The following is a 21161-nucleotide window of genomic DNA, read 5'->3' on the forward strand; positions in this document are numbered from 1 at the left end:
GCGGGACAGTCGCACGGGGGAATGCTCCGGGGGAATCACCATGTCCGACGTCCGGGTCGAGGACCATGTCAGGGCGCTGGCGGAGTCGTTGCGCACACTGAAGGAGCGCACGCCGCACAGCTACGACACACTGGCCGCCCGGCTGAACATCAGCCGTTCCGCGCTGCACCGCTACTGCACCGGCAAGGCCGTGCCGCCGGATTTCCGGATCGTCGAGCTGCTGGCCGGCCTGTGCGGGGCCGGGGAGCGGGAAGTCGCCGGGCTGCGCCGCACGTGGACGCTGGCGCGGGAGAGCGAGCCGGCCGCCGCCGGGCCGCCGGACACCGCGGAGCCGGAGCCGGAGTCCCGGCCGGAGCGGGACCCGGATCCCGGGCCGGCTCCCGGGCCCGCGCCGTCCGGCGGGCCGCCGGGCGGGGGAGCGGTGGAGCCCCTGCCGCGGTGGCGGCGGGGGCCGTGGATCTCGGCCGCGCTGCTGGCCGCCGTGCTGGTCACCGCGGTGGTGACCTGGAATGTGCGCGGCATCGTCGACTCCCCCGAGGAGCTGCCCGCCGCGGCCGGTGCCGCCGGTGCCGGGGAGGCCGACGACACCGGCACCGAGGACGACGCCCCGCCCGCGCCCACCGATGACGACCGCAGACTCTTCTCCCCCGAGTGCGCCGACCTGATCACCTTCGGGCAGCACGACGACTGTGTGCGGGAGGTCCAGGAGCTCCTTGCCGGCCGGGACGCGCGGATCGGCATCGACGGCCAGTTCGGCCCGGAGACACTGCGGCGGGTCACCGCCTTCCAGGTGCTGGCCGGGATGGACATCGACGGCATCGTCGGCGACGGCACCAAGGAGGCCCTGTACTCCTCGGACGTCACCATGGCCACCTGGACTCCGGAGCAGGTGGAGGCGCGCATCCGGGAGGTGTTCACCGAGGAGCCGGGGCTGGCGGTGCGGATCGCCAAATGCCAGTCCCTGCTGGACCCGCTGCACATCCTGCCCAACACCGACGGCAGCCGGAACTGGGGCGTGTTCCAGATCTCCGACCACCGGCTGCGCGATCTGCGGGGCACCCCCGCTCAGGCGCTGGACCCGGAGTGGAACATCCAGGCCGCACACCGCCTCTATGCGCAGAACAACGACTTCGGCAACTGGCCGCACTGCCTGGCCGCGGCCGAGGACTCGGCCGAGGACGCGGGCGAGAACTGAGACCGGCCGCCGGGCCGGCGGTGAGTCCGGGCGGAGGACCACCAGGGGCACACGCCGTGCCGGCGGCCCGCGCGGCGCGGGCCGCCGCTTCCGGGCGGTCCGCCCCGCAGCGGGTTGCTCACCGGCCGGCCCCTTCCGGCAGCAGATGGGCGAGCAGCAGCTTGACCGCCAGCACCGGGGCCACCCAGGCCAGATACGGTCCGGCGTCCGGCGGGATCAGCAGCAGACCGGCCGTCACCAGGGCGGCGGCCCCGTGCGCGACCGGGCGGCGCAGCGGACCCGGCGCCGCGGTCACCGCCACGGCCGCGGCCAGTACCGCGCCATGGGTGGCCGCGGCGGTGGCCCACCCGTAGCCCGGGACGGTGAGCGCCAGCACGAAGGGCTGGCCGTGCGCGACGACGAATCCCAGCCGGTGGCGGGCGCCCCGGCCGGGCCGGTGCCACCAGCGGCGGGCGGCGTCCGTGGCATTGGCCGCCGCGCCGCCGAACAGGTCCAGCGCCACCACGGCGTACTGCCACCAGTGCCAGCCCGCGCCGCCCTGCCAGGCCGGCCAGGCCACGGCCGTGAAAGCCCCGCAGCCGGCGGTGACGGCGGTGACCCGCCGCTCGCCCGCCGAGGCGCCGGGGCCCACCAGCAGCGCGGCCGGGCGGAGCCGGGGGACGCTCACGCCGGTGCTCCGTCCCCCGGGACCAGCAGCCGCAGCAGCGGTTCGGTGAGCCCGGTGAGTTCGACGGAGGGATCGACCAGCCACTGGAGCAGGCAGCCCTCGATGGCGCCCACCAGCACGGCGGCATGCCGCTCCGGGTCCACCGGCAGGGCCGCTCCGTCCCGCGCCGCCTCGGCCAGCAGCGCGGCGACCGCCGCCCGGTACTCCCGGTAGAACGCGGCCAGGTCCAGCGGCTGCGGTCCTGCCGCGCGGTCCGCCGACCACACGTCCAGCAGCACCAGGGCCAGTTCCCGCTCCCGGGCCAGCAGCGCCAGCACCGCCCGCACCATGGCGGCGAGCCGCCGCGCGGCCGGGGCCTCGCCGGCCGCGGCCTCCTCCAGCACCTGCGCCGAGCGCGCCGCGAGCCCCTCGAAGGCGGCCCGCAGCAGCTCCTCCCGGCTGTCGAAGTACAGATAGACGCTGCCCTTGGCCACCCCCGCCTCGCGTGCCACGTCCTCGATCCGGGCGGCGGCGAAGCCGCGCCGGGCGAAGACCCGCACCGCGGCCGTGAGAATCGTCTCCCGCCGTGCCGCCCGGTCCGCCGCTCTGGGTACCACCCCGGTTGCTCCTTCCGCTCGTTCCGCGCCGCCCGGCGGCCGGTCCCGGATAAATGACTGACTGGTCAGTCATGATAATCGGTGCGGGGCCGCCGGGCAAACGCGCGGCCCGCCGGGGGAGCGCGGCGCGGCTCCGGCTCCGGCCCGCGGCCGGGTGATCGCGGATGATGGGGGACGGGGCCGGCCGGACAGCCGAGGCCGGACCGCCGAGCCACCGCGCGGGAAAGGAACTCTCATGGACGAGCAGGGCGAGCGCTTCGATGTCGTGGTACTCGGAGCGGGCCCCGGCGGATATGTCGCCGCGGTCCGCGCCGCCCAACTGGGCAAGCGGGTCGCCGTCGTGGAGGAGAAGTACTGGGGCGGCGTCTGCCTGAACGTGGGCTGCATCCCCACCAAGGCCCTGCTGCGCAATGCCGAGCTGGCGCACCTCTTCACCCACGAGGCCGAGACCTTCGGCATCCGGGCCGAGGGCCGGGTCACCTTCGACTACGGCGAGGCCTTCCGGCGCAGCCGCCGGGTGGCCGACGGCCGGGTCAAGGGCGTGCACTACCTGATGAAGAAGAACCGGATCACCGAGTTCACCGGCCGGGGCACCTTCACCGGTCCGCACACCCTCCGGGTGGCGCTCGCCGACGGCACGGCCCGCACCCTCCGCTTCGAGCACTGCATCATCGCCACCGGCGCCACCCCCAGGCTGCTGCCCGGCACCCGCCGCAGCGAACGGGTGGTGACCTACGAAGAGCTGATCCTCACCGAGGAACTGCCCCGCTCCGTGGTGATCGCGGGCGCCGGCGCGATCGGCATCGAGTTCGCCTATGTGCTGCACAACTACGGGGTGAAGGTCACCGTCGTCGAATTCATGGACCGGATGGCGCCGCTGGAGGACGCGGACGTCTCCGCCGAACTCGCCCGGCAGTACCGCAGGCTCGGCATCGAGGTGCTCACCTCCACCCGGGTGGACACCATCGACGAATCCGGCCCGCAGGTGCGGGTATCGGTCACCGGCAAGGACGGCGCCCAGCGGGTGCTGGAGGCCGACAAGGTGCTCCAGGCCATCGGCTTCGCCCCCAATGTGGCCGGCTACGGCCTGGAGAACACCGGGGTGCGGGTCACCGAGCGCGGCGCCATCGAGGTGGACGGCCGCTGCCGCACCTCCGTCCCGCACCTCTACGCCATCGGCGATGTCACCGCGAAGCTGATGCTGGCGCACGCCGCCGAGGCCATGGGGGTGGTGGCCGCCGAGACCCTGGCGGACGCCGAGACCATGGAACTGGACTATGTGATGATCCCGCGGGCCACCTACTGCCGGCCGCAGATCGCCGGCTTCGGCTGGACCGAGGCGCAGGCCAGGGAGCGGGGCTTCGACGTCAGGGTCGCCAAGTTCCCGTTCACCGCGAACGGCAAGGCGCACGGCCTGGGCGACGCCACCGGCTTCGTCAAGCTGATCAGCGACGCCCGGCACGGCGAACTGATCGGCGGCCATCTGATCGGCCCGGACGTCACCGAGCTGCTGCCCGAGCTGACCCTGGCCCAGCAGTGGGACCTGACCGTCCATGAGGTGGCGCGCAATGTCCACGCCCACCCGACGCTGGGCGAGGCGGTCAAGGAGGCCGTCCACGGGCTGGCCGGCCACATGATCAACATGTGAGACATGCCGGCGGGCCGCCGGCGACCCGGCGGCCCGCCCGCCCCGCCGGTGCCGCTCAGGGCCAGGACGGTTCGTTGCGCGGAATGACGACCAGTTCGGGAATGCCGCTGCCGGCCGGCACGGACAGCGCGTACAGCACCGTGTCGGCCACGATGTCCGGGCTCTGCAGCTTGCTCAGATCCGTCTCCGGGAACCGCTCGGTGATGAACGGGGTGTTCATGCCGCCCGCGATGATCCCGGTGACCCCGACGCCCAGACAGTCCCGCTGCGCCTCCTTGAAGAGGGTGTGGGTGAACGCCCGCAGCCCGTGCTTGCTGGCGGCATACGGCCCCGCCTCCGTCCAGGTGCGGTTCGCCGCGGTGGACAGGATGTTGACGATATGGCCGCTGCCCCGCGCCACCATCCGCCGGTAGCCCTCCAGGCACATGTACCCGGCGCCCAGCAGATTGGTCGAGACGACCCTGGTGAGCTCCTCGGCGGTCAGGTGCTCCAGCGGCCTGGAGACGTCCACGGCCGCGTCGTTCACCAGGATGTCCGGCGGCCGGCCGCGTTCGTCCAGCTCCCGGAAGGCCGCGGCGACGGCCCCCGGATCGGTGACATCCAGCTCCAGGAAGCCGGCCTCCCGGCCCTCCGCCCGCAGCCGGGCGCAGACCTTCTCGCCCTGCTCCCGGCGGACGTCCGCCACCTGCACGGCCGCCCCCGCGTCCGCCAGCCGCCAGGCGATGGCGGCCCCCAGCCCGCGCGCCGCCCCGGTCACCACGGCGTGCCGTCCGCTGAGGTCGCATGCCGCCGTTTTCTCCATGGAACTCTCCCTTCGGCAGCCGAATCCGATCCGGCAGTGCTGACCGCCGCCCGGGGTAGCCGCGGAGGTTCCGGCTGAAACACCGCTGCTCCCGGCGGCGGTCCTGCGGTGCCGGTACGGGACCGGCGGCCGGTTACTCGTTGAACACCGCGTGGCTCACCTTGTCCGGCCCGCTGAACTCGTCCTCCTTGAGGTGGGAGAGCTTGTCGATCACGGCGTCGTCGGCCTTCTTCTTGCGGGCGTTCTGCACGAGCTGATCCCGCTTGGCCGGGTAGTCGACGCCGCTGAGCGCCTTCTGCAGATCGATGGGGTTGATCTTGGCCATGGTTGCTTCCTCCCTGGACATGGCGTGTCCGGTGCGCTCCGGGTTCCCGTCCCGCCCGGCGGTAACCGGCCGGCGCCGCCCGGCGCGGCACCCGGGGTTTTCCCGGCGGCGGCTGGGCACCCGGGGGACGGACCAGCCGCAGCAGCGCAGGGAGGTGGTCCCGATGGCGGGGCACAGGACGATTCCCCGGCGGCACGGGCGCACACCGGCGCCGTCGCCCCCGGCACCGGCCGGGGTGCGGGCGCCGTCGCCGGAGGAGCGGGCCCGTCCGGCCCGTCCCGGGGTGGAGCACGGCCCGCCCCCGTCGGAGCAGACCGTGGTGCACCCGCCCGCCCTGGGGCTGCGGGACGACGTGATCGGTTTTCTGCTGATCATCGCCGGCGTCTGGCTGTTCTTCGCGCCGTGGGCGCTGGGCTACCCGTTCGCCGACGGGGCCAACGACGCCCATCTGGTGGAGACCGTCACCGGTGTCGTGGTCTTCCTCGTCGGGCTCGGGCACGTGCTCTCCCGGGCCCGGGGCTTCTTCGCCGACATGCTGGTGATCGCCTCGGGGGCGCTGCTGGTCAGCGCGCCGTTCGTGTTCAACTACGGCGGCGAGGAGGGCCTGGGCGGCGCCCGGGCCAACGCGCTGGCGGTGGGCGTCGTGCTGATCCTGCTCGGGCTGTTCAGCTTCGCCTTCGGCGCCGGGGCCCGCCGCAGGCGCCACCGGGAACTCGGACGGAGCGCCGCCGGACCGCCCCGGTGACCGGGGCGGCGGTGAACGGGCGGCGGTGAAAGGGCGGGCCCGCCGCCCGCCTCAGTCCCCGGTCTCCTCCTCCTGCACCGCGCGGGCGAGGTCGTCCTTGTTCATCTTCGACCGGCCCGGGATGTCGTGCTCCCTGGCCTGCTCGTAGAGCTCGTCGCGGGTGGCGCCGGAATCCCCGGCGCCCCCGGCCGCCGGCTCGTACTCCTCCAGGGCCTCTTCCCGGCGCTCGCCGAACTCCTCGGCCAGCTCGGCGAGGCGGTCCCCGGCCACGGCCTCGCGCAGCGCGGGCAGCACCTCGGACTCCTCCTTCTCGACATGCTCGGTGACCGCCTCGACGAGCCGGCCCAGCAGATCGTCGAACTCCCCGCTGTCCGGGCCGGCCGCCAGCAGCCGGTGGATCAGCTCCTCGGCCTCCTGGTGCTCCGCCTCGCTGTGCCGGACCTCCTCCGCCTCGCCCGGCACCTCCTTGGCGATCAGCGGGTACACCCGCTCCTCCTCGGCGCGCGAGTGGGCGATCAGCAGCCGGGCGACCTCGTCCATCAGCGCCGCCCGGTCGCCCCCGTCACGCAGTTGCTCGAACAGTTCCTCCACCCGCCGGTGGTCGCGGGTGATGAGATCGATGACATCCGCCACGGTCGGTTCCTTCCTCTCCGCCCCGGGGCTCCCGGGCCGCGCGGCCGGGTACCCGCGGCCCCGGGCGGGTGTAACGCCGCCGTCCGGGTGGCCGGGCGCGCTCAGGGCAGCGGGCGGATGGTGATGCCGCCGTCCTGGCTGCGCGCGGTGATCACACGCTCCGTGCCGGCCCCGTGTCCGGGGCGTCCAGGGTGAGCGTCCCGCCGTCGCCGGGCAGCGGGAAGGTGCGCTCCTCGCCCTTGATGCCGTGCGTCTCGTTGGCGCAGGCGGTCGCCGCGCCCGGCGGCAGGAGCGCGCCGAAGGCCGTGGCCGGGGACCGGGCGGCCACCCGGGGGCGGAGCCGGTGCCGCGGCCCGCCGGTGCTGATCGTCGTCATGCGGGCAACGCCAGAAGCGAGCTGACCCCACCCCGCGGTCAGCCGCCGGCCGCGGCCAGCAGGCGGGCGCTCCACCGGGCGGGGATCACGGCGGCGGCCGGGGAGGGATCGCCGATCAGGGTGCAGCGCACCGTCCCCGGTGTCCGGGTGAAGGAGACATACACGCTGCTCGGCTCGTCCGGGAGAAGCGTGGGATGCGGGTGGTAGACCATGGACGCCCCGGTGAGCCGGGCGCCGCCGTATCCGGCCGGAGCCGGCAGCGTGACCGAGCTGACGCCCACCGGGCAGCTTCTGGCGAGGCTGCCCAGCACCCACCGGCCGACCGGCTCCGGTGCCCGCTCCAGGGTGCGGCGCAGCGTGTGACGCGTCCGGGCCCGCCGGGCCGCCTCGGTGGCGCGGCCGATCCGGCGGGCGGCCGCCCACGGGTCCGGCGCCGAGCAGGGCAGCATCATGGGGTGGCCCACCACCCGGTTGCCGGGCGCGTACCGCTCGTCCGGCCGGCGGGTGGACATGGCGAGCAGCACCGGGATGTCGGTGCGGATGTCCAGCGCGGCGGCCAGTCCGGCCAGGCACACGTCGTTGACCGTCATCCCCCAGGCGTCCGCGGCACGCCGCAGATGGTGCTCGGCCACCTCCGCGTGCCGCAGCATCCGGGCCGGGCCCGGGCCGGGCCCGTCCGCACTGCGGGGCGCGGCCAGCGGCGGCGGCAGCGGGACCGTGCGGGGCGGCAGCAGGGAGCGCAGCAGCCAGCCCCCGGTGCGGACGGCCCCCCGGACGGTGGCCGGCCGGTCCGGGTGCAGCCGGGGGCCCTCGTCCCCGGGCCGGCCCAGCAGGGCGAGCAGCGAGTACGCGGCGCCGACCCCGTCCTGCACCATGTGATGGACCCGGAAGCAGAGCCGGAAGGCGTCCGGCGCGTGCCCGGTGAGCAGCCACAGGTCCCACGGCGGATGCCCGCCGTCCGGCAGCGGATGGCCCAGCAGCCCCTCGCTGACCGCGGTCAGCTCCGCCGGGCCGGTCAGCCCGGTGCGGATGCGCAGGTGGACGGCCGGATCGAGCTCTGCCTCCGGGGCCCGCCAGCGCGGCCGGCCGGGGCCGGTGAGCAGCACATTGAGGGCGGGCAGCGCGCGGGCCCGGCGCAGCACGTCGGCGGCCAGCCGCCCGGCATCGGGGGCGGGGCCGTGGAAGTCGGCGAAGAACCCGGTGGTCGGCTGATGGCGGCCGGCGAGTTCGCGGAAGAACCGGTCCACCGGCCCGACCGGACAGCCGTCCGGGCCGGTGTTCTCCGGGAGGGGGGACGAGTACGGGGCATCGTGCTGCGCACAGCGCGGATCGGGCATCAGTGTCACCGGGCGGGTCGGGGAACGCGGGAACCGGGCTCGGCTCCTCCGCCAAGGGCACTTCCAGGCCGGAGCCGCCGGGAAACGGTTTTGCCCCTGCGCTCAGCCCGGAGGGTGAATCGGCCGACAATCGTCCCGGAACCGCCCCGCCCGGTCCCGCCCGGCCCGGTCCGCCGGGAAGCGGACGGCTACTCGGCCATATAGGTGCGCCTGCTCCACTGGAACACCCTCAGCAGACGCCCCTCGTGCTCGACCGTCTCCGCGGTCGGCTCGTAGTGCTCATAGGCGTTTCCGGAGGGGAGCTTGCATGTGGTGCGGACATCGGTGACCCGGTGCACCCGCGGGGGACCGGCCGGACCGGCGGGTCCGCCGCGCAGCAGCACATTGGGCGGCTCGGGGAGGGAAGTCGACGCGGAAGGGGGTGGGGAAGAGGTCATGGCACATCACGCTCCTTCGGCCGAGTGAACCCCCAGCCTGTCGCGCCCGCCTCGGGCCCCGCTCGTACTCCGCTCGCCCCCGCCCGGCCTACCGCCGGTCCCGGCCGCCGCCTTCGGAGCGGGCCCGGTCCCGGATCTCCCGGTAGCCGTCGCGCTCATGGCGGATGCGCACCAGGGCGTCCACCAGGCGGACGAACTCCCGGTCGCCGCCGGCCAGGCCGCGCAGCCCGGCGGCGTCCTCGTCCAGCTCCAGCCGGGCCGCCGCGTCCAGGGCCTTCTTGTCGGCGAACGGCATCAGCTCCGTCCAGAGCAGCTGTGCCTCCCGGACGAAGGCGTCCACCACGGTGTCGTCCACGCCCGCGAAGTGCCGCAGCAGGGCACGTTCCCGCTCCGGGTCCCGGCCGGCGTCCTCGCGCAGCTCGCCCAGGTCGCCGCCGTGGTCCTCCTGAAGGTGCAGGGCGGCGTCCCGCATCGCGGTGGTGATCCGCTCGCTGTCGCTCTCCGGCAGGCCCGCCGCGGTGAGGGTCCGGGAGACCTCCGCCGGGTCGGCCCGCACCATGTGGCCGGCCGTGGACCACCGTCTGCCGCGCAGCTCCGTGAAGATGCGGACGGCCTCGCCGGGGCCGGTCCGGGCGTCGGCGAGTGCCGCGAGCTGGAGGAGCTGGTAGAGGGAGTGCGGCGCGCCCTGGAGATTGATCTCGGCCTCCTCGGCGAGGCTGCGGTGTCCGTACCGGTCCAGCAGCGCGCCGGCGATCCGCTCCTGCTCCGTGCGGGTCATGAGGTCACCTTCCTGTCGCTGGTCCTGGCCCCTGGTTTCTGGTCCCCGGTCACGGGGGCGGCGGGGCGGCCACCGGGTGTCCGTCCAGCTCCGTGGTGACCGACCGGTGCGCGAAGCACAGGTGACCGCCGACCCGGGTCGCCTCCTCCAGGGGCCGCGGATAGGACCAGGCCACATCGGCCACCTGCCGCCCGTCCGCGGTGAACGACCAGTAGGACGCGGTGCCCTTGTAGGGGCAGACGGTCCGCTTGGGGCTCGCCGCCAGCAGCGACTGCCGCACGTCCCCGGCCGGGACGTAGTAGCGGTTGGGCAGCCCGGTCTCGGTCAGCAGCATGGGACGGTCCGTCTCGGCGACCGGCACGCCCTCCACCAGCACCCGCAGCCGGCCGCTGGTGCGCCGGACGTCGACCCGGTGGTAGGGGTCCCGCAGATGGCCGTGGACCTGCTCGTCCTCGTCGAACCAGGCGTCCGCGGCATGCCAGTACAGGGCGAGATGACCGCGCAGCCAGCCGGCGCCCTCGATCGGCTCCGGATACGCCCACACGCCGTTCTCCACGCGGCGGTTCCCGGCCCGGATGTGCCAGTAGACCGCCTGTCCCTTGAACGGGCAGTGGGTGGTGTGGGCGGCGGCCTCCAGCAGCCCGGGTCGCACGTCGCCGGCCGGGATGTAGAGCTGCGGCAGCAGGCCGGTCTCGTGCAGCAGCCTGCCCTCCCGGGTGTCCGCCACCGTCTCGCCGCCGAGCACCGCCCGCACCCGGCGCGGAAAGCGCTGGAAGAACAGGCGGTGCGCCGGGCCGGACAGGTCGTAGTTCACCGTGTCCACGGGGGAGGCGGACAGCGGTCCCCCGTCCTTGGTCAGGCTCATGGGCGGTCCCGTCTCGTCGGACAGCTCGGGTCCGGTGTGCCGGCAGCGTCTCCCGCCCGGTTTCCCGCCCGCCGGGGCGGACAAACCGCCCGACGGGTGGGCTTGGTCAGGCGGGGTACGCGGGGTGGGTGCCCGTTTGCGGGCTTCTGTCCCACCATGACGAGAGGACGGCATCGCGATGCGTTCCCTGGCCCGAGGGCTGGTGGCCGGCGCCGCCGGCACCGTGGCCCTCAACCTCAGCACCTACGGCGACATGCTGGTGCGCGGCCGTCCGGCCAGCAGCATGCCCGCCGAGGTGGCCGACCGCCTGGCCGACCGGGCCGGGGTGGAACTCGGCGAGGAGCAGCAGAAGTCCAGCCGGGAGCAGGCCGCCGGGGCGCTGCTGGGCTATCTCACCGGCCTGGGGGTCGGTGCCGCCTACGGCATGCTCAGCGGGCGGCGCGCCCGGGTTCCGGCGCTGGTGGCCGGGCCGTTGCTCGGTGCGGCGGCCATGGCCGGGAGTGACGCGCCGGCCACCGCGCTGGGTGTCACCGACCCCAGGCGGTGGAGCGGCGGCGCCTGGCTGTCGGACATCGCCCCGCACCTGGCCTACGGCGTGGTCACCGCGGCGGTCCACCGGGCCCTGCGCTGACCGGGCGGCCCGCGCCGGGCCCCCCGATGCGGGCGCACTGCTATCCGGGCCGGGGGCAGGGGGCCCGGGAGGCCGAACTCCGCGCGGAGGGCGGCGAACCCGGCCGCCTTGTCCGCGCCGAACCCGCTGATCCAGGACGCGACTCCTCGTAGGACAGCAGCCTGGCCGGGTCGGCCTTGGTGTGGAACTTGTCCGCGTACATCACCAGGCGCTCCTCGGCGGTCCTGGCCAGACAGTCCCCGGGCGGCAGCGGCAGCCGCTGCCGGGCGATGTCGGCGCGGGTGAGCCCGACCCCGGTGTGACAGGAGCAGAACCGGCACAGCCGCTCCGGATATCCGGCGTCGGCCAGCAGCCGGTGCCCGAGGATGCCGTGCCGCACATAGGTGCTGTGGTCCAGCCGGCCCGCCCGGTCGTAGAGCCGGTAGACGCCGATGTCGTGCAGCAGACAGCCGGCCCGCACCAGGTCCGCGTCGACCGCCGGGCCCCCGCGGTCGATGAGCTGCCGGGCGATCCGCCAGACGGTGACACAGTGTCCGTGGACCAGCTCCAGCGCCTCCGCCGAGGGCGCGTGCCGCTCGTGCAGCGCCCGGATCTCGTCCTCCCCCGGAATATTCATCAGGTCAGATTAACCCTTGACCGGGGGGCTTGGGGTCGTCTTTTCCCGGGCTATTCTCCCCGTGCGCCAGGAACAGTTGTATGGCCGCTCCTTCGTGCGGGTGGCGATGGTGCCCGGTCTTGCGCAGCCGCTTTTCAGCCCTTCGCTTCGATCACATCATGACCGCATGAGCACACAAAAGGACCGGGAAAACCGGGATGCGGACGGCGGCAGAAGGACCACCCGGCGCGGACTGATGGCGGCGCTCGCACTGGCCCCCTTGGCGGCCGGCGCCGTGGGCGCGGCCCGGGCGGCGGCGGCCGGGCCGCACGGGGCCGAGGGGGCCGAGGGGGCAGGCGGGCCGGTCCGGCCGGTCCCCACCACCCCGGCGGACTGGCAGCACGTGTGGCGGCTGCTGGGCGGGATCCACGGCATGCGCGGGCCGCTGGTCTCCGTGGTGTCGATCCTGCGGGAGGATCTGCGGGTGGTGACCGAGGGCGTGGTGCTGGCGCCGGCCGTGGTCGGGCTGCATCTCAGCTTTGTGCGGTACGCCGACGGCCGGACGCTGCTGATGGGCGACCTCGCCGTCACCGAGGACGAACTCCAGGACGTCGGGCGGGAGCTGCACCGGCACGGCATCGTGCAGACCGCGGTCCACAAACATGTGCTCGCCCAGCAGCCCCCGGTCTGGTGGTGCCACATCCATGCCCATGCCCATGAACCGGTGGAGCTGGCCCGCGGTGTGCGGGCCGTGGTCGAGCGCACGGGCCTGCGGCGCGGTCCGGGGCGGCCCGCCGCCCCCGGCGGTTCTGACCCGGCCCCGGAGACGCGCCTGGACCTGGACACCGCCGGCATCGACGCCGCCCTGGGCTTCCCGGGCCGCGCGGCCAACGGCGTCTACCAGAGTCTGCTCGCCCGCCGCGAGACCATCGTGGACGACGGCCGGGTGCTGCCCGACGGGCTGGGTTCGATGACGGCCTTCAACTTCCAGCCGCTCGGCCGCGGCCGGGCCGCGCTGATCGGTGACGTCGCCATGGTGGCGGAGGAGGTGCCCGAGGTGCTGCGGCGGCTGGGCGCGGCCGGTGTCGATCTGGTCAGCCTGCACAGCCACAGCCTGGCGGAGGACCCGCGGCTGTTCTTCGTGCACAACTGGGCGGTGGGCGACGCCGTGGCGATCGCCCGTGCGCTGCGGCCGGCCGTCGATGCCACCCGCACCGTGCCGGTGCCGGTGTCCTGACGCCCGGCTGGGGGCGGCCCCGATGGGCACAGAAAAGAATGATTGCCGGATCGAATGAGAAAGTCGGTTCGGCATGCAATTTTCACCCCTATGGGTGGTCTTGACGTCTCATCACATCCTGTTCCTTAATGGATATCGGTGGGGTACTCCATTCGAGCGAGGAATTCGGTATGGCGACATCTGCGGCTCCTGACACATCCCCCGTCGATTTCGTGGATCTGACGCTCTCCCTGTGCAATGCGCAGGCGCTGCTGACCGGACTGGAACTGGGTCTGTTCACCGCCCTGCACGCCGCCCCCGCGGACGCCGCGACCATCCGTTCCCGGCTCGGCCTGGCCGGCCGGGGGCTGTCGGACTGGCTGGATCTGCTGGTCTGCAACGGCCTGCTGGAGCGGGACGGCGAGCGCTACCGCAACACCCCGGCGGCCGACCGCTATCTGGTGCGCAACAGCCCCGCGTACACCGGGGAGGTGCTCCAGCGGCGGCTGTTCCCCGCTCTGTCCGGGCTGACCGAATCGCTGCGCACCGGCAGACCGCACGCCGGCGAGGAGTTCATGGAGGCCGTGCACGGGCTGGACGTGCTGCGCCACTTCGCCAACCAGATGGACCACATCACCGAGCCGCTCGCCCCGCTGCTGATCAAGGCGTACGACGGCTGGGAGCGCCACGGCTCGGTGCTCGACGTGGGCGGCTGCCGGGGCAATGTGGTCTCCCACATCCTCGCCGCGCACCCGCATCTGACCGGACAGGTCTTCGATCTGCCGACCCTGGCGCCGCTGTTCGAGGAGAAGGCGGCCCAGCGGGGCATGACGGGCCGGATGACCTTCCATCCCGGCGACTTCCTCACCGACCCGCTGCCCCCGGCGGACCTGGTGCTGATCGGCCATGTGCTGGTCAACTGGGACGCCGAGCGCCGCGGCCTGCTGATCCGGAAGGCGTTCGACTGCCTCACCCCGGGCGGGGCCCTGCTGGTGTACGACCGGATGCTCACCGGCAGCCCGGGCGACACCGAGAGCGCCAATCTGCGGGTCAGCCTCTCCATGCTGCTGGTGACCACGGGCGGCTCGTCGTACACCTTCGGGCACCTGTGTGACCAGGCCGCCGCGGCGGGCTTCGCCGATGTGGGCCGGCACCGGCTCGGCGCCCACGACACCCTCGCCGTCTGCCGCAAGCCGGCCTGAGCCGGCGGCGGCACGCCGGAGGCCGGACGCGTCAGGCCTCCGGCCCCGCGTGCTCCCCGCCGCGGCGGCGGACGACCAGGGCCCGCACGGCCTCGTGCCCGGCCGTGAGGGCGAGTGCCAGCCCCAGCCCGAGGAGCAGGCCCTTGACCGGCTCGTCCCGGAACACGGCGCCGCCCAGAAAGCCCAGCCCGGCCGAGTACACCGCCCAGGTCACCGCGGCGACGGCGTCATAGCGGGTGAAGGAGCGGCGCGGGTAGCCGACGGCGCCGGTGGTGAGCGTGGCCGCGGTCCGGCCGCCCGGGATGTACCGCGCGACCACGATCACCAGGCCGCCGCGCCGGCGGAGCATCAGCCCGACCCGGTCGTACACCCGCTGCCTCCGGCTGCCCGGGCGGATCCTGCGGAACACCCGGGCGCCCGCTCTCCGGCCGATGGCGTAGGAGATGTGGTCCCCGGTGAACGCGCCCACCGCGGCCGCGCACACGATCAGCACCGGATGCGGCCGGCCCTCCGCGGCGGCGAACACCGCCAGCGTGATCACCAGGGATTCGCTGGGCACCACGGGGAAGAATGCGTCGAGGGCCGCGAGGCCGTACAGCGCCAGATAGACCCACGGGGTGCTCACCAGCTCCTCGACGGCCCGGATGATTGCGTCGTCCACCCTGCCGAGCCTAGGAAAACCGCGGCCCCTCCCGCGCGGGGAGCGGTGTCCGCCGGGCGCGGCGCCTCAGGAGCGGCTGGTCACGGGCTCCGGCCGCCGCGCCGGTGCGCCGGCGGCGGATTCGTGCCGCAGGCCCGCGCCCTCGACGTCGACATCGGGCAGCATCCGGTCCAGCCGGCGCGGCAGCCACCAGGCGGCCCGGCCGAGCAGGGCCAGCACGGCCGGCACGATCGCCATCCGGACCACAAAGGCGTCGAACAGCACGGCGACGGCCAGACCGAAGCCGATCATCCTGACCATCGACTCGGAGGAGCCGATGAAGCCCGCGAAGACGCTGATCATGATCAGCGCGGCGGCGGTCACCACCCGGGCGCCATGGGTGAAGCCGGTGACGACGGCCTGCCGCGGGCTCTCGCCGTGGACATGTGCCTCACGCATCCGGGTGACCAGGAAGACCTCGTAGTCCATGGCCAGGCCGAACACCAGGCCGATCATGAAGATCGGCATCAGGCTCATCACCGGGCCGGTCTGCTCCACCCCGAACACCCCGGCCAGCCAGCCCCACTGGAAGACGGCCACCACCGCGCCCAGCGCGGCGACCACCGACAGCAGAAAGCCGAGCGCGGCCTTGAGCGGCACCAGGAGCGAGCGGAAGACCACCGTCAGCAGCACAAAGGCCAGGCCGACCACCAGGGCCAGATAGGGCACCAGGGCGTCGTCCAGCTTCTGCGAGACGTCGATCGCCATGGCGGTCTGCCCGGTGACCATGACCTGCGCGCCGGTGGTGCCGGCGAGGGACTCCGCCTCGGCCCGGATGGCGTGCACCAGTTCCTCGGTCTCCGCGCTGCTCGGCGCGGCGGCCGGGACGACGGTGAGCATCGCGGTGTCACCGGCCTGATTGAAGGTGGCGGGGGTGACGGCCGCGACCCGGTCCAGATCCCGCACGGCCGCGGCGGTCTCCTCGGCGGCGGCCCGCGGGTCGTCGCTCCGCCGGGCGTCGACGGTCACCAGCAGCGGGCCGTTGGTGCCCGGGCCGAAGCCCTGGGCGATCAGGTCGTATGCCTTGCGCTGGGTGGTGTCGGCGGGCTGGGAGCCGTCGTCGGGCAGGCCGAGCTGGAGGTCGGCGGCGGGCAGGGCGATCAGGCCCAGCCCGGCCACGGCGGTCAGCAGCACCGCGGCCGGGCGGCGCAGCACGAAGCGGGCCCAGCGGGTGCCGGCCCCGGGCCGCGTGCCGGGCGCCGCGCCGTCCCCCGACCGCTGCCGCCGGGGCAGGACCCGGTGCCCGGCGAAGCCCAGCAGCGCGGGGATCAGGGTCAGCGCGACGAGGACCGCGAGCACCACGGCGCCGGAGGCGGCCAGGCCCATCTTGGTGAGGATCGGGATGTTGACCACGGCAAGTCCGGCCAGCGCGATGACCACCGTCAGCCCGGCGAAGACCACGGCGGAGCCGGCGGTGCCGGTGGCGCGGCCCACGGCCTCGGGCGGGGTGCGGCCCTCGGCGAGCTCCGCGCGGTAGCGGGAGACGATGAACAGGGCGTAGTCGATGCCGACCGCCAGGCCGATCATGGTGGCCAGGATGGGCGTGGTGCTGTTCAGTTCCAGCACCCCGGTGAGCGCGGTGATGGCGGCGACGCTGATGCCGACCCCGAGGACCGCGGTGAGCAGCGGCAGGCCGGCGGCGACCAGCGAGCCGAAGGTGACCAGCAGTACCACGGCGGCGATGAGCACGCCGATCACCTCGGTGGTCCCGGTGTGCGGCACGGTCTGGAGGGCGTCGCCGCCGATCTCCACGGTGAGCCCGGCGTCCCGGGCGTGCTGTGCGGCCGTCTCCAGGGCCGCGCGGGACTCCTCGGTCAGGTCCAGGGCGGTGGTGGCGTAACCGACCTGGGAGTAGGCGATGGTGCCGTCGGGGCTGACCGCCCCGGCCGCGAAGGGATCGGCCGCCTGTGTCACCTGCGGGCCCGCGGCCAGTTCGGCGACGGCGTCCCGTACGGCGGCCCGGTTCTCCGGGCCGGTGATCCGCTCGCCCCCGGGGGCCTGGAAGACCACCCGGGCGGTGGCGCCGTCCGGGCTGCTGCCGGGGAACCGCTCCGCCAGCACTTCGAACGCCTTCTGCGCCTCGGTGCCCGGGATCGATATCGCGGCGGAGGCGGGCGACGAGGCCGAGGCGGCGGCGCCTCCGGCGACCGCCAGCACCGCCACCCACAGCAGGGCGACCAGCCCGCGCCGCCGGAAGGCGAAGCGGCCGAGCCGGTACAGGAACGTGGCCATTGCAGAACTCCAGAGTCGTCAGGGGGGCGGACGGGACGGCCGGCGGACCGGTGACGGATCAGACGGGGGAGAGCAGGGGGAGGACCGCGCCGTGCGGGCAGCGCTCCGGGAGAACGGCGTCCGGGGGGCCCACCGGGCCGGCGGCGGTGAAGCGCTCCGGTTCGTGCCCGGGCGGCGGCCGGCCGCGGCGGCCCGGCCGGTGCTCGGCGGATGCGGCATGCGCGCTCCATCGGAACGAAACCGTTTCGTACGTCAGGAGCGTATCCGCCCGCCCGGGGGAAACGCAAAAGTTCCGGCTCATGCGCGCTTCGGTGCGCCGGCTCACCGGTCCGGCCGGTCCCTGCCGTACATGCTTTCGACCGCGGTGGTTGCGGGCATCTCCCGAAGACAGCCCCGGCGAAGGAAGGCCGTCTCCAGGTGTCCCGAACCGTGACCATGCCCTACCCCTTCCAGCAGGCCGATCTGCGGTTCGGCCGGCTGATCGGCGGCGCCCGCCAGACCCTCGGCCGGTTCGCCGGCTGGCGGGAGCGCAACGCCCCGCGGATCGCCGCGCACATCGACCGCTACACCGCGCACACCCGCCGGCTGGCCGCCGACCACCGCCGCCGCGCCGACCGACGCGGCCATCTGGCGCGCGAGATCACCTACTTCGGGGTCTACAACCTCGCCGAGGTGCCCGACCCCGCGACGGTGCTGCGGGTGCTGGACGGCGCCCCGCCCGGGCTGACCGGACTGCCCGACCGGCTGGCCCGCGGCTACCGCCGGGGCGGCACGGCCGGAGTGCTCGCCGCGGTGCACACCGCCTTTCCCGAACTGCGCGGCCTGCCCGAGACCGGCCTGCTCGCCGGACGGCTGGAACGCCTCCAGGCCGCACTGCCCGAACGCGTGCTGCGGGAGGGCGCCATGGGAAAGGTGGCCAGGACACTGGCCGGGGTGCTGGCCATCGCCGCCTACGACACCGCGGGCCGCTCCCGGGCCGAGCGGACCGCGCAGCTCGGCAGGACCGTGCTGGGCGGCTATGCGATGGGCGCCGCCTACGCCATCGTGGACGACGCCTTCCACGACGCGCCGCCCGGCGCCCTGCCGCCCGCGGAACGCGCGCGCTGCCACCGGATGCTGCTGCGCGGCCTCGGCCGTGGCATCCCGCCCGGCCCCGGGGAGATACCGGACCACCCCCTCGCCGAGGAGCTGGCCGATCTGCACCGGGAGATGCTCGCCGACCGGCCGTTCGCCGCCCACCGGCATCTGTACCGGGCGGCCACCGCCATGTATCTGGCGCAGGACATGGACGCGGACGGCCCCCCGGACCCGCCCCCCGGCGGGGCGGACCCGGCGGACCGCTACCCCGCCATGTTCGTCAAGGCCGCCATGAGCCGCTGCATCGCCAACATCCTGGGCCGCCGCGCCCTGCCCGACGGGTTCTACACCCGCTGCCTGAACACCATCTTCCTCAGCCAGTTGCGCGACGACCTCAAGGACCGCGACGAGGACCTGGCCGCGGGCCGCGGCACGGTCTTCACCGTGCCCCGGTCCCGCTCCGCCGCCAACCCGCTGTACGACATGTTCGCCTACGAGGCGTATGTGGCCTCCGAGGTCTACGGGGACGACCCGGTGGTCGCCGATTCGCTGAGCTACTTCGGCGCCAAGTCGCTCGCCCCGCACCTGGCCGCCGATCCCGCGGCGGCGGCCCGCACCGCCGCCGAGTACGAGGCCACGCCCCAGATCCGGGCCTTCTTCGAGACCGCCGTGGACACGCTGCGCAGCCGCCGGCTGCGGCGCCGGGTCATGCCCCTGGACAAGCGGCTCAAGCACCGGGTCGCCGAGGTCTCGCGCCGCACCGCCCGCACCCGCCCGGACGTCCGGGTCTATCTGGCCGACCGGATCCCCGACATCGACCGGGCCGTGCGCCGCTGGGCCCCGCCCGCCGCGGCCGGCCGCGCGGAACACGCCGCCGGGAACGGGAACGCCGGGAACAAAGACGCCGGCCTGGCCGAGATCATCGGCTACACCCTGTTCGCCCCGGGCAAACGGGTCCGCGCCGGTCTGACCCTGATGCTGGCCGACAGCCTGCGCGTGCCCCACCGCGATCTGGAACCGCTGCTGGCCGCGGGCGAGATGTTCCACACCGCCAGCCTGATCTTCGACGACCTGCCCGCCCAGGACAACGCCGCGCTGCGCCGGGGCCGCCCCGCCGCCCACACCGTCTACGACGAGGGAGCCGTCCAGCTCGCCGGGATCTCGCTGATCTCCCATGCCTTCGGCCTGCTGCCCCGGCTGTCCGCCGCCTTCCCGGCCGCCCGGGTCGGCGAGGTGATCGCCTACACCGGCACCGTGCTGGGCAGCGAGCGGCTGTGCCGGGGCCAGCATCTGGACCTGGCCGGGGCGCACCGCCCCCCGGACGCACCACCCGCCCCGGTCGGCGACATCCTCGCCATGTACCGGCTGAAGACCTCCACCACCATCGAGTCCGCGCTGCTGCCGCTGATGCTGCTGCTGGACCGGCCGGCCGCGGAGACCGCGGCCGTCTCCCGGTTCGCCGACGCCGCCGGCATCGTCTTCCAGCTCCGCGACGATCTGCTGGACGCCACCGCACAGGCCGCCGTGCTGGGCAAGACCGCCCACCAGGACGCGACCAAGTCCAATGTGGTCCGGGACCACGGAATCGCCGAGGCCCGCCGGCTGATGGCCGAACAGGTCCGGACCGCGGACCGGGCCTGCGACGAACTGCCCTTCGACACCGGACTGCTGCGCGGCGCGGTGCGCTACTTCGCCTCCCGCCGCCGCTGACCCCCGGCGGCCGGCACCGCGAGCCGGCCGCCCAGCAGCAGCAGCCGGGTCACGCCCGCCGCCGCGTCCGTCACCAACCCGGCCGAGCGGGCCAGCGCCTCCTCCAGGCGCAGCGGGCCGGGCAGCACCCCCACGCACACATCGATGCCGCACTCCCGCGCCCGGTGCTCCCCGGGCCCCCAGCCGGGTCCGACCGAGCCCGCCAGCGCGATCACCGGGCGGCCCAGCCGGCGGGCCCGGCGGGCCACCTCGGCCGGCGTCTTGCCCGGGAAGGTCCGCTCGTCCAGGGACCCTTCGGCGGTGATCACCACATCCGCCCGGGCCAGCGGGCCGTCCAGATCGACATGGCGCAGCAGCAGCTCGAAGCGGGGCACCAGGCGGGCGCCGAGCGCGGCCAGGCCCGCGGCCAGCCCGCCGGAGGCTCCGGTGCCCGGGCCCAGGCGCAGATCCGCCGCCGCCCCGCCGGCGCCGGGCGGCCGGCCGGGCAGATCGCGGGCCAGCACCCGGGCCCAGTTCTCCAGCCCGGCCGCCAGCGCCCTCACCCCGGCCGGACCGGCACCCTTCTGCGGCCCGTAGACCCGGGCGGCGCCCCGCGGCCCGCACAGCACGGTGTGCGGATCGACGGCCACCCGCAGCTCCGCGCCGGCCAGCCGCCGGTCCAGCCCGGCCGGGTCCAGCCGGTCCAGCCGGGCCAGCGCGGCCCCGCCCGGCGGCAGTTCGCCGCCCCGCGCGTCCAGCAGCCGGGCGCCGAGCGCGCACAGCGCCCCCGCCCCGCCGTCGCAGGTGCCGGAGTCCCCGCAGCCGATCAGCACCCGGCGGGCACCGGCGTCCAGCGCCGCGGACACCAGCCGGCCCACCCCGAAGGTGGTGGTGACGCCCGGATCCCGGCGGTCGCGCGGCACCAGACGGAGCCCGGCCGCCGCCGCCATCTCCACCACCGCGGTGCGCGGGCCGTCCCCGCCGAGCAGGGCGAACCGGGCGGTCACCGGCGCACCCAGCGGGCCGGGGACGGTGACCGGGAGCAGCCTGCCGCCGGTGGCCCGGGCCAGGATGGCGGCGGTGCCCTCCCCGCCGTCCGGCACCGGGACCGTCTCCGCCACGGCACCGGGCCCGGCCCGCCGGACCCCCTCGGCGATGGCGGCGGCCACCTCCTCGGGGGAGAGCGCCTCCTTGAACCCGCTGCATGCGACCGCGACCCGGATGCCGCGTCCCGCCGCCGGACGCCAAACCGGGTGCGGCTGCTGCTGCGGCATGCCCGCACCATGCCAGCCCCGCCGCGGCAGCGGCAACCGTCCGGCACCGGGACCGGTCCGCGCTCCCCGGACGCGGCAGCCGCTCGCTACCATTCCGGCAGGTTTCCGCACCGGGGAACGGAAACCGGGAACGCGGAACGG

Annotated in this window: 21 protein-coding genes; 7 read left to right on the plus strand and 14 right to left on the minus strand. The window is 74.8% G+C overall.

What is annotated here, in order from left to right; all coding sequences use genetic code 11:
* Nucleotides 1–40 precede the first annotated feature (40 nt).
* Nucleotides 41–1195: a helix-turn-helix domain-containing protein gene (locus BM242_RS23545; protein ID WP_093840922.1), complete on the plus strand. Its 1155-nt coding sequence runs from the start codon at nucleotides 41–43 to the stop codon at nucleotides 1193–1195.
* Nucleotides 1196–1313: 118 nt separating this feature from the next.
* Here BM242_RS23545 and BM242_RS23550 read toward each other — a convergent pair whose 3' ends face one another.
* Together BM242_RS23550 and BM242_RS23555 are read right to left on the minus strand one after the other, a co-directional pair.
* Entirely contained in the window at nucleotides 1314–1862 is a 549-nt protein-coding gene (locus BM242_RS23550; protein WP_093840923.1) for a hypothetical protein, read from the minus strand.
* Complete coding sequence (locus tag BM242_RS23555; protein WP_093840924.1) at nucleotides 1859–2458, minus strand: TetR/AcrR family transcriptional regulator; 600 nt, start codon at nucleotides 2456–2458, stop codon at nucleotides 1859–1861. The genes BM242_RS23550 and BM242_RS23555 overlap by 4 nt, the downstream gene beginning before the upstream one ends.
* Before the next feature lie 235 nt (nucleotides 2459–2693).
* Here BM242_RS23555 and lpdA point away from each other — a divergent pair, with 235 nt between their 5' ends.
* Complete coding sequence (gene lpdA, locus BM242_RS23560; RefSeq protein WP_093840925.1) at nucleotides 2694–4106, plus strand: dihydrolipoyl dehydrogenase; 1413 nt, start codon at nucleotides 2694–2696, stop codon at nucleotides 4104–4106.
* A 55-nt stretch (nucleotides 4107–4161) separates the two neighbouring features.
* Here the strand turns inward: lpdA and BM242_RS23565 are convergent, their stop codons facing one another.
* Both BM242_RS23565 and BM242_RS23570 read right to left on the minus strand, forming a co-directional pair.
* Nucleotides 4162–4908 (minus strand): SDR family oxidoreductase, encoded by a 747-nt coding sequence (locus BM242_RS23565; protein ID WP_093840926.1) that lies wholly within the window; start codon nucleotides 4906–4908, stop codon nucleotides 4162–4164.
* A 133-nt stretch (nucleotides 4909–5041) separates the two neighbouring features.
* Nucleotides 5042–5233 (minus strand): DUF2795 domain-containing protein, encoded by a 192-nt coding sequence (locus BM242_RS23570; RefSeq protein ID WP_093840927.1) that lies wholly within the window; start codon nucleotides 5231–5233, stop codon nucleotides 5042–5044.
* Between the two features lie 163 nt (nucleotides 5234–5396).
* Here BM242_RS23570 and BM242_RS23575 point away from each other — a divergent pair, with 163 nt between their 5' ends.
* Nucleotides 5397–5978 carry an SPW repeat domain-containing protein gene (locus tag BM242_RS23575; RefSeq protein WP_107365167.1) on the plus strand — a complete coding sequence of 194 codons (582 nt, stop codon included), beginning with the start codon at nucleotides 5397–5399 and terminating at the stop codon, nucleotides 5976–5978.
* A gap of 51 nt (nucleotides 5979–6029) precedes the next feature.
* Here the strand turns inward: BM242_RS23575 and BM242_RS23580 are convergent, their stop codons facing one another.
* The 6 genes from BM242_RS23580 to BM242_RS23605 all read right to left on the minus strand — a co-directional run bounded on the left by BM242_RS23580 (nucleotide 6030) and on the right by BM242_RS23605 (nucleotide 10404).
* Nucleotides 6030–6611: a hemerythrin domain-containing protein gene (locus BM242_RS23580; protein WP_093840929.1), complete on the minus strand. Its 582-nt coding sequence runs from the start codon at nucleotides 6609–6611 to the stop codon at nucleotides 6030–6032.
* A gap of 151 nt (nucleotides 6612–6762) precedes the next feature.
* A complete protein-coding gene (locus BM242_RS23585; RefSeq protein WP_093840930.1) occupies nucleotides 6763–6987 on the minus strand; it encodes a hypothetical protein in 225 nt (74 codons plus the stop codon).
* A 38-nt stretch (nucleotides 6988–7025) separates the two neighbouring features.
* Nucleotides 7026–8324 carry a wax ester/triacylglycerol synthase domain-containing protein gene (locus BM242_RS23590; protein ID WP_139238419.1) on the minus strand — a complete coding sequence of 433 codons (1299 nt, stop codon included), beginning with the start codon at nucleotides 8322–8324 and terminating at the stop codon, nucleotides 7026–7028.
* Between the two features lie 188 nt (nucleotides 8325–8512).
* Nucleotides 8513–8761 (minus strand): DUF5988 family protein, encoded by a 249-nt coding sequence (locus BM242_RS23595; RefSeq protein ID WP_093840932.1) that lies wholly within the window; start codon nucleotides 8759–8761, stop codon nucleotides 8513–8515.
* Between the two features lie 88 nt (nucleotides 8762–8849).
* A complete protein-coding gene (locus tag BM242_RS23600; RefSeq protein WP_093840933.1) occupies nucleotides 8850–9539 on the minus strand; it encodes a hypothetical protein in 690 nt (229 codons plus the stop codon).
* 49 nt (nucleotides 9540–9588) lie between these two features.
* Nucleotides 9589–10404 carry a DUF427 domain-containing protein gene (locus BM242_RS23605; RefSeq protein ID WP_093840934.1) on the minus strand — a complete coding sequence of 272 codons (816 nt, stop codon included), beginning with the start codon at nucleotides 10402–10404 and terminating at the stop codon, nucleotides 9589–9591.
* A 178-nt stretch (nucleotides 10405–10582) separates the two neighbouring features.
* On the opposite strand from BM242_RS23605, the gene BM242_RS23610 reads away from it, so the two are divergent.
* Nucleotides 10583–11035, plus strand: coding sequence for a hypothetical protein (locus tag BM242_RS23610; protein ID WP_093840935.1), 453 nt, complete (start codon nucleotides 10583–10585; stop codon nucleotides 11033–11035).
* Between the two features lie 40 nt (nucleotides 11036–11075).
* Here BM242_RS23610 and BM242_RS23615 read toward each other — a convergent pair whose 3' ends face one another.
* Complete coding sequence (locus BM242_RS23615; RefSeq protein ID WP_342747002.1) at nucleotides 11076–11651, minus strand: HD domain-containing protein; 576 nt, start codon at nucleotides 11649–11651, stop codon at nucleotides 11076–11078.
* Nucleotides 11652–11817: 166 nt separating this feature from the next.
* Here BM242_RS23615 and BM242_RS23620 point away from each other — a divergent pair, with 166 nt between their 5' ends.
* A complete protein-coding gene (locus BM242_RS23620; protein ID WP_245834443.1) occupies nucleotides 11818–12867 on the plus strand; it encodes an LppY/LpqO family protein in 1050 nt (349 codons plus the stop codon).
* 170 nt (nucleotides 12868–13037) lie between these two features.
* A complete protein-coding gene (locus BM242_RS23625) occupies nucleotides 13038–14048 on the plus strand; it encodes a methyltransferase (protein ID WP_093840937.1) in 1011 nt (336 codons plus the stop codon).
* Between the two features lie 31 nt (nucleotides 14049–14079).
* Here the strand turns inward: BM242_RS23625 and BM242_RS23630 are convergent, their stop codons facing one another.
* Both BM242_RS23630 and BM242_RS23635 read right to left on the minus strand, forming a co-directional pair.
* Nucleotides 14080–14709, minus strand: coding sequence for a DedA family protein (locus BM242_RS23630; protein WP_093840938.1), 630 nt, complete (start codon nucleotides 14707–14709; stop codon nucleotides 14080–14082).
* A gap of 66 nt (nucleotides 14710–14775) precedes the next feature.
* Nucleotides 14776–16980 carry an MMPL family transporter gene (locus tag BM242_RS23635; protein WP_093840939.1) on the minus strand — a complete coding sequence of 735 codons (2205 nt, stop codon included), beginning with the start codon at nucleotides 16978–16980 and terminating at the stop codon, nucleotides 14776–14778.
* Between the two features lie 417 nt (nucleotides 16981–17397).
* Between BM242_RS23635 and BM242_RS23640 the strand changes: the two genes are divergently transcribed.
* A complete protein-coding gene (locus tag BM242_RS23640; protein ID WP_139238420.1) occupies nucleotides 17398–19767 on the plus strand; it encodes a polyprenyl synthetase family protein in 2370 nt (789 codons plus the stop codon).
* Here the strand turns inward: BM242_RS23640 and BM242_RS23645 are convergent.
* On the minus strand, nucleotides 19743–21020 hold the full coding sequence (locus BM242_RS23645) for a glycerate kinase (protein WP_093840941.1): 1278 nt from the start codon (nucleotides 21018–21020) through the stop codon (nucleotides 19743–19745). The genes BM242_RS23640 and BM242_RS23645 overlap by 25 nt on opposite strands.
* Between the last annotated feature and the right edge of the window lie 141 nt (nucleotides 21021–21161).

The organism is Streptomyces aidingensis (assembly GCF_900112355.1).
Taxonomy (GTDB): domain Bacteria; phylum Actinomycetota; class Actinomycetes; order Streptomycetales; family Streptomycetaceae; genus Streptomyces; species Streptomyces aidingensis.